This is a genomic window from Streptomyces celluloflavus, from assembly GCA_000720995.1.
GTDB lineage: Bacteria > Actinomycetota > Actinomycetes > Streptomycetales > Streptomycetaceae > Streptomyces > Streptomyces celluloflavus.
The window spans coordinates 128,911-141,874 of record JOEL01000010.1 but is presented as its reverse complement, the minus strand read 5'-3'; the positions used below and the strand labels follow the sequence as shown (position 1 = coordinate 141,874).

Genomic DNA, 12,964 nt, shown 5'->3' with positions numbered 1-12,964 from the left:
CTCCGCACGTCGCCCCGAACACCCGCCCGTTCGATACTGCTACGGGCGTCCGCTGGGCATGCTCTCCGCATGTCCGAGTACGAGTGGGACCGCACCACCATGGCCGTCGTCGCCTCCGCGCTCTCCGGCGACAGCGACGGCGCGGTGGAACTCCTCCGGCCGCTCCCCCAGCGCGATGTCTGCCATATCGCGGTCCGGCTGGCCGCGATGGCCGCCGATGCGCTGATCGCCGCGGCCCAGGACGCCGGAGGCGACCGGGAGGAGGCGCTGTCGCAGTGGCAGCAGTGCATCCTCCAGCACGAGACCGAGTCCGAGGAGTGAGACGGAGTACGGGGGACGGGGCGGCGTACGGGGGATGGGGCGGAGCGCCGCCGCGCGGTCCGTGAGCCCGGGTCCCGGGTCCCGGATGCCGGGCGGTTCCGGCGCGCCCCGGAGCCCGGCCCCGCTCCCCCGGCTCGGGCTCCGGCTCACGCTCCTCCGGCTACTGTTCCAAGACCGGGAGCAGCTCCGGAAGATGGCCGTCCGAGGCCCGCGCCACGGACTGCCGCTCGTCGCTGACCTGGCCGTACAGCGTCGTACGGGGCCGGGCCGGGCGGCCCGCCTCGTCGGCGATGGCGACCAGGTCCTGGACCGAGCGGTACGAGCCGTAACTGGAGCCCGCCATCCGGGAGATGGTCTCCTCCATCAGGGTGCCGCCCAGGTCGTTGGCGCCCGAGCGCAGCATCTCGGCGGCGCCCTCCTTGCCGAGCTTGACCCAGCTGGTCTGGATGTTGGTGATGTGCGGGTGCAGCAGCACCCGGGCCATGGCCGTCACCGCGCGGTTGTCGCGGGTGGTGGGGCCGGGGCGGGCGATACCGGCGAGGTAGACGGGGGCGTTGGTGTGGATGAAGGGGAGGGTGACGAACTCCGTGAAACCGCCGGTCTCCTGCTGGATCTCGGCGAGCAGCCGGAAGTGGCCGAGCCAGTGGCGGGGCTGGTCGACATGGCCGTACATCATCGTCGAGGACGAGCGGATGCCCAGCTCATGGGCGGTCTTGATGACCTCGACCCAGGTGGCGGTGGGGAGCTTGCCCTTGGTGAGGACCCAGCGGACCTCGTCGTCGAGGATCTCGGCGGCCGTACCGGGAATGGTGTCCAGACCGGCGGCCTTGGCCTCGGTCAGCCATTCGCGGATCGACAGACCGGTGCGGGTCGCGCCGTTGACGACCTCCATCGGCGAGAAGGCGTGCACGTGTATACCGGGCACGCGCTCCTTGACGGCCCGCGCGATGTCGAAATAGGCCGTACCGGGCAGATCCGGGTGGATACCGCCCTGCATGCAGACCTCCACCGCGCCCACGTCCCACGCCTGTTGCGCGCGGTCGGCGACCTGCGACAGCGAGAGGGTGTAGGCGTCGGCGTCCGTACGGCGCTGGGCGAAGGCGCAGAACCGGCAGCCGGTGTAGCAGACGTTGGTGAAGTTGATGTTCCTGGTGACGATGTAGGTGACGTCGTCGCCGACCGTGGCCCGGCGCAGCTCGTCGGCGATCTTGCAGAGCGCGTCCAGTGCGGGGCCGTCGGCGTGCAGCAGGGCCAGCGCCTGGTCGTCGGTGAGCTTGGTGGGGTCGTCGGCGGCGACGGACAGCGCCGCGCGGACGTCGGTGTCGATCCGGGACGGCACCATCCCGGGGGCGGCGGCCTCGCGCAGCGCCTCCCAGTCGCCGTACACCTCGTCGAAATCGTCGCGCCGGTCGCCCGTGCGGCCCTCGGTGTCGATGGTGTGGTGCAGATCCGTACGGCCCGAGGCGCCCAGGGAGAAGCCCTCGTCGGGCTCCTGCCAGGGCCGGCCGACGACGGCCGCGTCCTCGACGGCCAGGCCCGTCTCCGGGTCGGCCAGCGCGCGGACGTGCGGCAGCAGCCGGGGGTCCAGCCAGGGCTCGCCGCGCTGGATGAACTCGGGGTAGATGGGCAGCCGTTCACGCAGGTCGAACCCGGCGGCGGCGGTGCGGGCGGCCAGGTCGTCGATCTGCGGCCAGGGGCGCTCGGGGTTCACATGGTCGCGGGTCAGCGGGGAGACGCCGCCCCAGTCGTCGATGCCGGCCGCGATGAGCAGCTCGAATTCCCCGTCGACCAGGTTGGGCGGCGCCTGGATGCGGGTCGAGGGGCCCATGATGTGCCGGGCCACCGCGATGGTTGCGGCCAGCTCCTCCAGTTCGGCGTCCGGCATACCGCGCATGGCCGTGTCCGGTTTGGCGCGGAAGTTCTGCATGATGAGTTCCTGGATGCCGTGGTAGGCACGCTGGATGCGGCGCAGCGCGAAGAGGGACTCGGCGCGCTCCGCGTAGTTCTCACCGATACCGATCAGCAGTCCCGTGGTGAAGGGGACGTTGGAGCGCCCCGCGTCCTCCAGGACGCGCAGCCGGACGGCCGGTTCCTTGTCGGGCGAGCCGTGGTGCGGGCCGCCGGGCTCGCTCCACAGCCGCTCGGCCGTCGTCTCCAGCATCATGCCCAGGGACGGCGCGACGGGCTTGAGGCGCTGGAAGTCCGTCCAGGACAGCACCCCGGGGTTGAGGTGCGGCAGCAGCCCGGTCTCCTCCAGGACCCGGATGGCCATGGCGCGTACGTACGAGAGCGTGTCGTCGTAGCCGTGCGCCTCCAGCCATTCGCGGGCCTCGGGCCAGCGCTCCTCCGGTTTGTCGCCGAGCGTGAACAGGGCCTCCTTGCAGCCCATTTCGGCGCCGCGCCGCGCGATGTCGAGCACCTCGTCGGGCGACATGAACATCCCGTGGCCGTCGCGGCGCAGCTTGCCGGGGACGGTGACGAAGGTGCAGTAGTGGCACTTGTCGCGGCAGAGCCGGGTGAGGGGGATGAAGACCCCCTTCGAGTACGTGATGACGCCCGGTCGGCCCGCGGCTTCCAGGCCCGCGTCCCGCACCCGGGCCGCCGAGGCGCACAGGTCCTGGAGGTCGTCGCCGCGGGCCTGGAGCAGCACCGCGGCCTCGGCGGCGTCCAGCGCGACGCCGTCGCGGGCCCGCTTGAGGGCGCGGCGCATGGAGTTCGCCGTCGGCCGCTCCGGCCGGTCGGCCGCGACGCCCGTGCCGGAGTCGCCGCCTCGATCGGATCCCTGGTCAGGTCCCTGCACGCTGGAAGTCATCCTCCGAGCATACGAGCGCCCACCGACAGCGCCGCCGCCGGACAACCGGTGGCCGGTGTGCCGCTGATCACGTCAGACGGAGGTTGCCTCCGCAGCGGATCGGGGCACGTCCGCGCACGCGGGGTGCGTCCGGCCACCGGAGCGGCCGCCCCGGTTACAGGCCCGCCAGGAGCTCGTCGGAGTAAGTCCGGGTCAGGAACTCCAGGTTGTGGCCGTCGGGGTCGTCCAGATAGACGCCGCGGCCGCCGTCCAGGTGGTTGATCACCTGCGGCTGGCTGTGCTGAGGGTCGGCCCAGTAGGGCAGCTCACGGGCCTGGATGCGGGCCAGGATCGCGTCGAACTCGTCCTCCGTCACCAGGATCGCGTAGTGCGTGGGGACGAACTCCCCTCCGGCGGCGAGATGCTCCGCGTAGTCCAGCACCACGTTGTCCAGCCGGACGGCGGCGAACGGGCCGTACTCCTTGGGCTCGGGAGCCCCCAGAAGGTCGGCCAGGAACCGCGCGGAGGCGCGACGGTCGGTGCTGTGCACGATCGTGTGGTCGAGTCGAGGCATGGTGATCTCCTTGGACCGTTGATCTGTGGATCTGATCTGTGGATCTACTTGGTGGATCTGCTCGATGGGTCTGCTTGGGGGGGCTGGTCGGTGGATCTGGTCGGTGGATCCGGTCCGACGTGACGGCTGTGCGGTTGGTCGGTTCCGGCTCCGTGTCTCCGGCTGGGCGCCTCCCGCTTCGTGATTTCCGCTCCGCGGGCCTTCGCTTCGCGGGCTTTCGCTCCGTGATTTCCGCTCCGCCGATTTCCGCTCCGCGGGACTTCCCCATCGACGCTACGACCGGCCGGGGCCGCCGCGGATCGGTCTGCGGTACCGGAACCGCCCCGGGCGCCGTACGCCGATGGTCCTAGGCAGCCGGCCGGTCGCGGGCCCGACGCGCCCGCGATGCCCCCGGGCGGGCGCCCCCTCTCGCGAATGGCCGAACCCGTCACAAGTACTGCGCGAAATCGTCCAGGGTCCGCAGCACCGTCGCCTCGTCGGCCGGTGGCAGCTGCAGCACCACCTCCGTCAGGCCCAGGTCCCGGTAGTAGGCCAGTTTTCCGGCCGACGGTTTGACGGCGTACGGCACCACCACCGGGTCACCGGCCCGCCCGGCGTCCGCCCACACCCGGCGCAGCTCCGGAAGGCTCTCGCCGAGGCCCCGTCCGCCGATCGGCAGCCAGCCGTCCGCGTACCCGGTGATCTGCCCGAAGAGCCGGGGGCCGGCCGCGCCGCCGACCAGGGTGCGCGGTGCGCCGTTCGCCGGCTTGGGGTACGCGAACGAGGCCCGTACGGATCCGAACTCGCCCTTGTACGCCGTCGGTTCCGCCGCCCACAGGGCCCGCATCAGCGCCATCCGGTCACGCGTCAGCTCGCGCCGGGTGGACCACTGGACACCGTGGTCGGCGGCTTCCTCCACGTTCCAGCCGAAGCCGACGCCGAGCGTGAAACGGCCGCCGGAGAGGAAGTCGAGGGTCGCGATCTGCTTGGCGAGGGCGACCGGGTCGTGCTGGGCGACGAGGGTGATGCCGGTGCCCAGGCCGAGCCGCCCGGTGACGGCGGCGGCCTGGGCGAGCGCGACGAACGGGTCGAGGGTGCGGCCGTATTCGCGGGGCAGCGGCTCGCCCATGGGGGCGGGGGTGTCGCGGCTCGCCGGGATGTGGGTGTGCTCGGGGAGATAGAGGCCGGCGAAGCCACGCTGCTCCAGCTCACGGGCCAGCCGGTCCGGCCGGATCGTCTCGTCGGTCAGGAAGATCGTGGTCGCGATCCGCATGCGGGGTACCTCCGCGTCAGGCGTGTGAGTGACCGCATGTTGCCTTACCGACCGCGGGTTATCCACAGCCCTTTTCCTTCGTGTCACACCCGCGTACAACAGTTTTCAGACGACGACACGAGGCGATACACGGCGATACCCAGCGCTACGAATCGGTATGCGGCGGTACGGGGCAGTACGCGGCCGCGGCAGAGGACAGGGGGCGGCATGGACCGGCGCGACGTTCTGAAGCTTGCGGCAGCCGCGGGTGCGGCGGGTGCGCTCACGCTCAACGGCGTGAGTTTCGCCGCCGCGGCGCCCGCGGCCGGGCACCCCGCGGGGGCGGGCCGCGCCCGGGGCGAGCAGACCCGCAGGGTCACCGGGCGGCTGCCGGCGGGCGCACCGGACTTCGTCTATCTCCCGGTCGAAGTGCCGCCCGGCGTCCGCGAGATCGCCGTCGCCTACCGCTATGACAGACCCGCCGTCCCCGAGGGCACGTCCGGTAACGCCTGCGACATCGGGATCTTCGACGAACGCGGTACGGCCCTGGGCGTTGCGGGCTTCCGCGGCTGGTCGGGCGGGGCGCGTACGGAGTTCTTCCTGCGCGCCGACGACGCCACCCCCGGGTACCTCCCGGGCCCCGTCAACGCCGGCACCTGGCATATCGCGCTCGGTCCGTACACCATCGCGCCCCAGGGCCTGGTCTACGACGTCAGTGTCACCCTGCGCTACGGCCCCCGGGGGCACACCCCCGCGCCCGTCCATCCGCCCGAGCGCGCCCGGGGCCGCGGCCGGGCGTGGTACCGGGGGGACAGCCATCTGCACTCGGTCCACTCCGACGGCAGGCGCACGCCCGCCGAGATCGCCGCGCTGGCCCGCGCCGCCGGGCTGGACTTCATCAACACCTCCGAGCACAACACCACCTCCGCACACGGCGCCTGGGCCGGCCTGTGGGGCGATGACCTGCTCATTCTCACCGGCGAGGAGATCACCACCCGCAATGGCCACGTGGTGGCGATGGGCACCGACGCCGGCACGTTCATCGACTGGCGCTACCGGGCCCGCGACAACGCCTTCGGCAGATACGCGCGCGCCATCCGGCGGGCCGGCGGCCTGGTCATCCCGGCGCATCCGCACGCCACCTGCCTGGGCTGCGGCTGGAAGTTCGGCCTGACCGAGGCGGACGCGGTGGAGGTCTGGAACGGCCCGTACACCCCCGATGACGAGATCACCCTCGCCGAATGGGACAACACCCTCGTCGCCCACACCCGCGGCCGGGCGGCCTGGCTGCCCGCCGTCGGCCACAGCGACGCCCATCGCGACCCGGACGTCGTCGGCCTCCCGCAGACCGTCGTACTGGCCGACGACCTCTCCCGGCGCGCCCTCCAGGACGGCATCCGGGCCGGCCGGGTCTGGATAGCCGAGTCCTCGGAGATCGACCTCACCTTCACCGTCAGCGGGGAGCGCGGTGCGCACGCCGGCATCTCCGAGCGCCTCGCCGTTCCCCGCACGGACCGGGTCACCGCCCGGCTGGCGGTCTCCGGCGCCCCGGGCTGCACGGTCGGCTTCGTCACCGACCAGGGCAGCGTGTACACGGCGCCGCTCCCGCCCGCCGGTACCGGCACCGTCAGCTGGCAGACCACCCCCGACCACGCCGCCTACATACGCGCCGAGGTCCGCCACCCCGCGACCGTCCCGGGGCTCCCGGGCCCGATGGCCGCCCTCACCAACCCGGTCTTCCTGGGCCGCGACTGAATCCCGGAACCGCTTCCGCCCGGACCGCGGAATAACCGGAGCCACCCACCGGTTGCGGCGCACAGACAGTTCCGGTTCTGCTCCATCGAGGAGGAATCTCTGATGCGTGCGCTCGTTGTCGATCATTCCGCGCCCGGTCGGCTCGCTCTCGGTACCGTCCCCGACCCGGTCCCCGGGCCCGATGAGGTACTGGTCAAAATCAGCGCGGTATCGCTGAACTACGGCGAACTGCCCAAGTCCGAGGAGGTCGCCGAGGGGACCGTCCCGGGCTGGGACGCGGCGGGCGTGGTCGAGCGGGCCGCCGCGAGCGGTCGCGGACCCCGGCCCGGCGACCGGGTCGTCACCTGGGGCTGGGACGCCGGCTGGGCCGAGCTGCGCGCCGTCCCGGTCGGTGAACTCGCGGTGCTGCCCGACACGGTGGACTTCAGCACGGCCGCCGCCCTCCCCGTGGCGGGCCTGACGGCGCTGCGCGCGCTCCGTACGGCGGAGGTCCGCCCCGGACAGCGCGTGGCCGTCACCGGCGCCTCGGGCGGTGTGGGGCGCTTCGCGGTCCAGCTCGCCCATCAGGCGGGCGCCGAGGTGTACGCGTTCGTCGGCAGCCCGGCCCGTGGCGAGGGTCTGGCCGCGCTCGGCGCGGACCATGTGCTGACCGACCCGACCGGCCTCGACACCCCGGTGGACATCGTGCTGGACAACGTCGGCGGGTCACTCCTCGCCGAACTGCTCGGCCGTACCGCCCCGGGCGGCACGGTCATCTCCATCGGCTCCACCTCGGGCGAGCCGACCCCGATCCAGCCCTACCAGCTGCCCTTGGGCCGGCTGACCCTCGTCGGCATCCAGGCCGGCGGCGACACCGGCGCCGATCTGGCCCACCTCGTCCGCCTCACGGCCGAGGGCCGCCTCCAGCCGAGCGTGGATCGGGTGGCCGACTGGGCACAGGCCGGCGAGACCGCCACCGCCCTCGTCAACCGCGAGATCCGCGGCAAGGCGATCCTGACCGTCAGCTGACCGCGCGGGCCGCGGGCGGGGCGGACCGGTACCCGCGGACGGAGCGCCGTACGCCGGATGCCATCCGCCAACGGGCGCAGCCCCGGCCGTTATGCGCGGACGGATGCGGACCCCGTCCGAGCACAGCGAACGGGGTCCGCACCCACGGGAAAGCCGCCCCGCCGCTACCCCGACTCCTACCCCTACTCCTCCACCACCATCGCCGGGGTGGACCGCGTGAGCACCTCGCCGCGGAAGAACCCCGGGCTGCGGCGCTGCATCACCAGCATGATCAGGAAGCCGACGAGCAGCAGGCCGACGCCGATGATGAAGACCGAGCCGATACCGAAGACCGAACTGCCGGAGCCGTAGGCGGGGTTCCACATATCGATCAGCGTCTTGAGGAAGACGGCCGTCAGGACGACCCCGCCGAGGGCCGGGAAAACGCCCTTGAACAGCAGGTCGCGGGTCGAGTTGCGCAGCTCGCGGCGGAAGAACCAGGCACAGGCGAAGGCGGTGATCGCGTAGTAGAAGCAGATCATGAGGCCGAGCGCGTAGATGGTGTCGACGAGGACGTTCTCGCTGAGGAAGGTCATCACGGCGTAGAAGACGCCGGTGGCCACACCGGCCGCGACGGTGGCCTTGCCCGGGGAGCGGAACCGCGGGTGGATCCGGGCGAAGGACGGCGGCAGCGCCTCGTACGCGCTCATCGCCAGGACCGTACGGGCCACCGGGATGAAGGTGGTCTGGAGGCTGGCGGCGGCCGAGGCGAGGACCGCGACGAAGAGCAGCACGCCGAGCACGGTGCCCATGACGGGGTTGGCGAGGGTGGCGAAGACGTTGTCGGCGGTGTCCGGGTTGCCCAGGCCCGGTCCCTTGTCGCCGACGCCGGAGAACATCTGGGCGGCCACCGCGGTGAGCAGGTAGGAGCCGATCAGCACGACCATGGCCAGCAGGGCGGCGCGGCCGGGCGTCTGCTTGCTGCCCTCGGTCTCCTCGTTGACCGTGAGGCAGGTGTCCCAGCCCCAGAACATGAAGATGGAGAGCGACAGACCTGCCGTGAAGGCGGAGAAGGACTCGACGGCGAACGGGTCGAACCAGGTCCAGGAGAAGTCGAGGGAGCCGGCGAACTCGCCGGCGCGGGCCTTGATCACGGCCATCACGATGAAGACGGCGAGCACCGCGAGCTGCAGGCCGACCAGCGCGTACTGCACGCCCTTGGTGGCGGTCATCCCGCGGTAGCTGATGGCCGTGGCGACGGCGATGAAGGCCAGGCAGGTCAGGACGTGGACGACTTTGTTGCCGTCCAGGGCGGCGACGGCCGGATTGCCGGTGAGTTCACCGAGCAGGAGGTAGAAGAACGAGGTGGCGACGCCGGCCAGGTTGGAGAGCACGATGATCGTCGCGATCACCAGGCCCCAGCCGCACATCCAGCCGATGCGCGGGCCGAACGCCTTCACCGACCAGGTGAAGGAGGTGCCGCAGTCGGGGACCGCCTTGTTCAGCTCGCGGTAGGCGAAGGCGACGAGCAGCATCGGCAGGAAGCCCGCGAGGAAGACGGCGGGCATCTGGAGGCCGACCTTGCTGACGGTCGGCCCGAGGGTGGAGGTGAGGCAGTACACGGGCGCGACGGTCGAGATGCCGATCACCGAGCTGCCGAGCAGGCCGACGGAGTTGCCGCTGAGGCCCTTGTTACGGGTGTCGCTGCTGGTACCGACGACGCTCGTTACCGTGTCTCCGGTCTGGGGCCGGGGGTCTACCTGAACCATGAACAGGACGTTAAGCGCTGCTGTTTCCGCATCCGGAGCACCAAGCTCCGCCGTCGACACCTTCGCTACACAGGTGAATTTTCAATGATGACCAAGCAATAGGGAGAAGAAGCCGGGCTGCACCTTTGACTTACGGGGCACAACCCAACTCTTCCGCATTGCGATAACCGCAGCGCTGTCCGTTTTATGGCGGTTCAAAAATTTCCCGCCGGCCTCCGCGACGCCTCACCCCGGCCAGACGACGGACTGCAACTCGCTGTACGCGTGCAGCGCGTACGAGCCCACATCGCGGCCGACCCCGCTGCGCTTGAAGCCGCCGAACGGGGCCTCCATGTGCCGGCCGATGGTGTTGACCCCGACCCCGCCGGCCCGCAGCCGCCCCGCGACCCGGAAGGCGCGGGCCACATCGCCGGACCAGACATAGTCCAGCAGCCCGTAGTCGCTGTCGTTGGCGAGCGCAATGCCCTCCTCCTCGTCGTCGAAGGGCACGACCGCCACCACCGGGCCGAAGATCTCCTCGCGCACCACCCGCATCGCGTGCGTACAGTCCGCGAAGAGCGTCGGCGCGACATAGAAGCCGCGCTCCCGCGCCGGGCGCTCGCCGCCGGTCACCAGCCGCGCGCCCTCCTCGGCCGCCAGCGCCACATACGACTCGATACGGTCCCGGTGCGCCGCGGAGATCACCGGGCCGACGACGGTCCCCCGCTCCCGCGGATCGCCGACCGTCAACTGCTCCGCGTACCGGGCGAGTCCCTCCACCAGCCGCCGGTAGATCCCGCGCTGCGCCAGCACCCGGGTCGGCGCGGTGCAGATCTGCCCGCTGTAGAAGGAGAACGTCGTGCCGATACCGGCCACCGCCGAGCGCAGATCGGCGTCGTCGAAGACCAGCGCCGCGCCCTTGCCGCCCAGCTCCATCAGCTGCCGCTTCATCCCGCGGCCGCACACCTCCGCGATCCGCTGCCCGACGGCCGTCGAACCGGTGAAGCTGACCATGTCCACACCGTCCGCCGCCACCACCGCCTCCCCGACCTCCGGGCGCGCACCGGTGACGACATTGACCACCCCCGGCGGCGCCCCGGCCTCGGCCAGCGCCTCGGCCATCCGGTACACCGACAGCGGATCCTGCGGCGCCGGTTTGACGACGACCGTGTTGCCCATCGCCAGCGCCGGCGCGACCTTGCCCGCCGGGTTGGCCCACGGGTTGTTGTACGAGGTGATGCAGGCGACCACGCCCACCGGGCGGCGCACCGCGAGCGCCCCGAGGACGCCCGCCTTCCCCAGCGGCCCCGCCTCGTTGACCTGCGGCGGCAGCCCGGTCTCCAGCGGCTCCAGGGCGCCGCGCGCGTACCGCCGGAAGCGCGCAGCGGCCACCCCGACCTGCATCCCCCGCGCGGTGGCGGCCGTCGCGCCGCTCTCCGCCTGCGCCAGCTCCGCGTACCCGGCGGACTCGCGGCGCAGCACCGCCGCCGTACGGTCCAGGACGGCGGCCCGCTCCTCGGGGGCCGTCCGCGACCAGCTCTCGAAGGCGTCGCGGGCCGCGTCCACCGCCGCGGCCACCTGCGCCCCGCTCGCCTCCGGCGCCCGTCCGACGACCTCCTCGGTCGCCGGGTTCAGCACGTCGTAGTACCCCAGCTCCGGCTCGGTCCACTCCCCGCCGATGAACAGCCGCCACGCACCGGCCACTTCGCTGACGCCCGCCCCGGCCCGGCCGGTCACCGGGTGCTCACCGTCCTGGTGTCCCGGCCCGACCGCAGTACCGTCCCGGGCACCGCGCCGGTCACCTCGTCCATCCTGATCGTCTCCACGCCGTTGACCCGTACGCTCACGATCCCGACCGCCCGCGAGTCCAGCCGCGGCCCGTCGCCCGGCAGATCGTGCACGAGCCTGGCGGGGCCCGCGTCGATCCGCGCCGGGTCGAAGAGCACCAGGTCGGCGTGGTACCCCTCGGCGATCCGGCCGCGTTCCCGCAGCCCGAACAGCCGGGCCGGTTCGTCGGTCAGCAGCTGCACGGCCCGCTCCAGGCCGACGAGCCGGCGCCCGCGCAGACAGTCCCCGAGGAAGCGGGTGGTGTACGGCGCACCGCACATCCGGTCCAGATGGGCGCCCGCGTCCGAGCCGCCCAGCAGGACGTCCTCGTGCCGCCAGGTCTCCTGGCGCAGCGCCCAGCTGGCCGGGTCGTTGTCGGTGGGCATCGGCCACAGGACCGTACGCAGCTGGTCGTTGGCGCAGATCTCGACGAGGCAGTGGAACGGTTCCAGACCGCGTTCGGCGGCGATGTCGCCCACCACCCGGCCGCTGAGTCCCTCGTTCGCCGCGGAGTAGGTGTCGCCGATGACGTACCGGTCGAAGCGCGCGAGCCGGCGGAAGACCCCGGCCTCCTTGCTGCCGGCGCGGCGCAGCAGCTCGGCGCGGACGCCGGGCTCGCGCAGCCTGGCGATCCGTTCGGGCACCGGCAGGCCGAGGATCTCGCCCCAGCCCGGGATGAGGTTGAGCGCGCAGAAGGTGCCCAGCGACATGTTCATCGGGGTGAGGATCGGCATGGTCAGGGCCACGATGCGGCCGCCCGCCGCACGGGCCCGTGCGCTGGCCGTCAGCTGGCGCGGCACCCGTTCCGGGACGGCCGCGTCGATCGTCAGCACGTTCCAGTTCAGCGGGCGGCCGGCGGCCACCGACATCTGCACCAGCAGATCGATCTCGGCGTCGTCGAACTGGTCGAGGCAGCCCGCGACGATGGCCTCCAGCTGGGTGCCCTCGTGGTCGGCCACCGCCCGGGACAGGGCGAGGAGTTCGGCGGGGCGCGCGTACCGGGAGGCGACCGGCTGCCCGTCGCCGTCGGAGTGGGTGCCCGACTGGGTCGTGGACAGCCCCCAGGCGCCGGCGTCCATCGCCTCGTGGAAGAGCCGCTCCATCGCCGCGAGCTGGTCGTCGGTCGGCTGTCCGCCCACCGCGTCGGCGCCCATCACATACCGGCGCAGCGCGCAGTGGCCCACCATGAAGCCCGCGTTGACCGCGATCCGGCCCTCCAGCGCGTCCAGGAAGTCGCCGAAGGTGTGCCAGTTCCAGGGCGCGCCCTCCTCCAGCGCGACCAGCGACATGCCCTCGACCTTGCTCATCATCCGCCGGGTGTAGTCGGCATCCCCGGGCCGGTCGGGGTGGAGCGGGGCGAGGGTGAAACCGCAGTTGCCGCCCGCGACGGTGGTGACGCCGTGGTGGAGCGAGGGGGTGGCGTACGGATCCCAGAACAGCTGGGCGTCGTAGTGCGTATGCGGGTCGACGAAGCCGGGGGCGAGCACCAGACCGGTGGCGTCCTCACTGGTCCGGGCCGCTTCGCCGGCCGTCCCGGGTTCCGCGATGAGCGCGATCCGCCCGTCCCGGATGCCGAGGTCGGCGACGTGGGAGGGCGCGCCCGTCCCGTCCACGACGGTCGCGCCCTTGATCAGGTGGTCGAGCATGCCTGGCTCCCTTTCTCGGTGCGGTACGGGTGCGGTACGGGCGTTCGCGAGTGGTGGGGCGGGCGGTGTACGGGCGCGGGGCGG

The 12,964-nt window shown here is 72.2% G+C and carries 9 protein-coding genes; 3 read left to right on the top strand and 6 right to left on the bottom strand.

Annotated elements, in window-relative coordinates; all coding sequences use genetic code 11:
• The first annotated feature begins 69 nt into the window (after nt 1-69).
• Complete coding sequence (locus IH09_RS11615) at nt 70-321, top strand: hypothetical protein (protein ID WP_052856083.1); 252 nt, start codon at nt 70-72, stop codon at nt 319-321.
• A 160-nt stretch (nt 322-481) separates the two neighbouring features.
• On the opposite strand, the gene IH09_RS11610 is transcribed toward IH09_RS11615, so the two are convergent.
• From IH09_RS11610 to IH09_RS11600, 3 genes are all read right to left on the bottom strand, one after another.
• On the bottom strand, nt 482-3,133 hold the full coding sequence (locus tag IH09_RS11610; RefSeq protein ID WP_110952222.1) for a bifunctional FO biosynthesis protein CofGH: 2,652 nt from the start codon (nt 3,131-3,133) through the stop codon (nt 482-484).
• A gap of 154 nt (nt 3,134-3,287) precedes the next feature.
• The gene (locus IH09_RS11605; protein WP_052856082.1) at nt 3,288-3,686 is read right to left on the bottom strand and encodes a VOC family protein; all 399 of its coding nucleotides are present in this window, start codon (nt 3,684-3,686) and stop codon (nt 3,288-3,290) included.
• Nucleotides 3,687-4,113: 427 nt separating this feature from the next.
• Nucleotides 4,114-4,938: a TIGR03619 family F420-dependent LLM class oxidoreductase gene (locus IH09_RS11600; protein ID WP_052856081.1), complete on the bottom strand. Its 825-nt coding sequence runs from the start codon at nt 4,936-4,938 to the stop codon at nt 4,114-4,116.
• Nucleotides 4,939-5,145: 207 nt separating this feature from the next.
• Between IH09_RS11600 and IH09_RS11595 the strand changes: the two genes are divergently transcribed.
• Both IH09_RS11595 and IH09_RS11590 read left to right on the top strand, forming a co-directional pair.
• Nucleotides 5,146-6,672 carry a CehA/McbA family metallohydrolase gene (locus IH09_RS11595; protein ID WP_110952221.1) on the top strand — a complete coding sequence of 509 codons (1,527 nt, stop codon included), beginning with the start codon at nt 5,146-5,148 and terminating at the stop codon, nt 6,670-6,672.
• Between the two features lie 102 nt (nt 6,673-6,774).
• On the top strand, nt 6,775-7,680 hold the full coding sequence (locus IH09_RS11590; protein ID WP_052856080.1) for a zinc-binding dehydrogenase: 906 nt from the start codon (nt 6,775-6,777) through the stop codon (nt 7,678-7,680).
• 182 nt (nt 7,681-7,862) lie between these two features.
• On the opposite strand, the gene IH09_RS11585 is transcribed toward IH09_RS11590, so the two are convergent.
• The 3 genes from IH09_RS11585 to IH09_RS11575 all read right to left on the bottom strand — a co-directional run bounded on the left by IH09_RS11585 (nt 7,863) and on the right by IH09_RS11575 (nt 12,880).
• On the bottom strand, nt 7,863-9,428 hold the full coding sequence (locus tag IH09_RS11585; RefSeq protein ID WP_052856079.1) for an APC family permease: 1,566 nt from the start codon (nt 9,426-9,428) through the stop codon (nt 7,863-7,865).
• A 225-nt stretch (nt 9,429-9,653) separates the two neighbouring features.
• Nucleotides 9,654-11,144: an aldehyde dehydrogenase family protein gene (locus IH09_RS11580; RefSeq protein ID WP_318279430.1), complete on the bottom strand. Its 1,491-nt coding sequence runs from the start codon at nt 11,142-11,144 to the stop codon at nt 9,654-9,656.
• A complete protein-coding gene (locus IH09_RS11575) occupies nt 11,141-12,880 on the bottom strand; it encodes an N-acyl-D-amino-acid deacylase family protein (protein ID WP_052856078.1) in 1,740 nt (579 codons plus the stop codon). The genes IH09_RS11580 and IH09_RS11575 overlap by 4 nt, the downstream gene beginning before the upstream one ends.
• Nucleotides 12,881-12,964: the final 84 nt, after the last annotated feature.

Excerpts from the sequence above, each read along its gene's own strand:
- IH09_RS11615 (WP_052856083.1), top strand. The coding sequence starts at position 70 with ATGTCCGAGTACGAGTGGGACCGCACCACCATGGCCGTCGTCGCCTCC.
- IH09_RS11610 (WP_110952222.1), bottom strand. The coding sequence starts at position 3,133 with ATGACTTCCAGCGTGCAGGGACCTGACCAGGGATCCGATCGAGGCGGC.
- IH09_RS11605 (WP_052856082.1), bottom strand. The coding sequence starts at position 3,686 with ATGCCTCGACTCGACCACACGATCGTGCACAGCACCGACCGTCGCGCC.
- IH09_RS11600 (WP_052856081.1), bottom strand. The coding sequence starts at position 4,938 with ATGCGGATCGCGACCACGATCTTCCTGACCGACGAGACGATCCGGCCG.
- IH09_RS11595 (WP_110952221.1), top strand. The coding sequence starts at position 5,146 with ATGGACCGGCGCGACGTTCTGAAGCTTGCGGCAGCCGCGGGTGCGGCG.
- IH09_RS11590 (WP_052856080.1), top strand. The coding sequence starts at position 6,775 with ATGCGTGCGCTCGTTGTCGATCATTCCGCGCCCGGTCGGCTCGCTCTC.
- IH09_RS11585 (WP_052856079.1), bottom strand. The coding sequence starts at position 9,428 with ATGGTTCAGGTAGACCCCCGGCCCCAGACCGGAGACACGGTAACGAGC.
- IH09_RS11575 (WP_052856078.1), bottom strand. The coding sequence starts at position 12,880 with ATGCTCGACCACCTGATCAAGGGCGCGACCGTCGTGGACGGGACGGGC.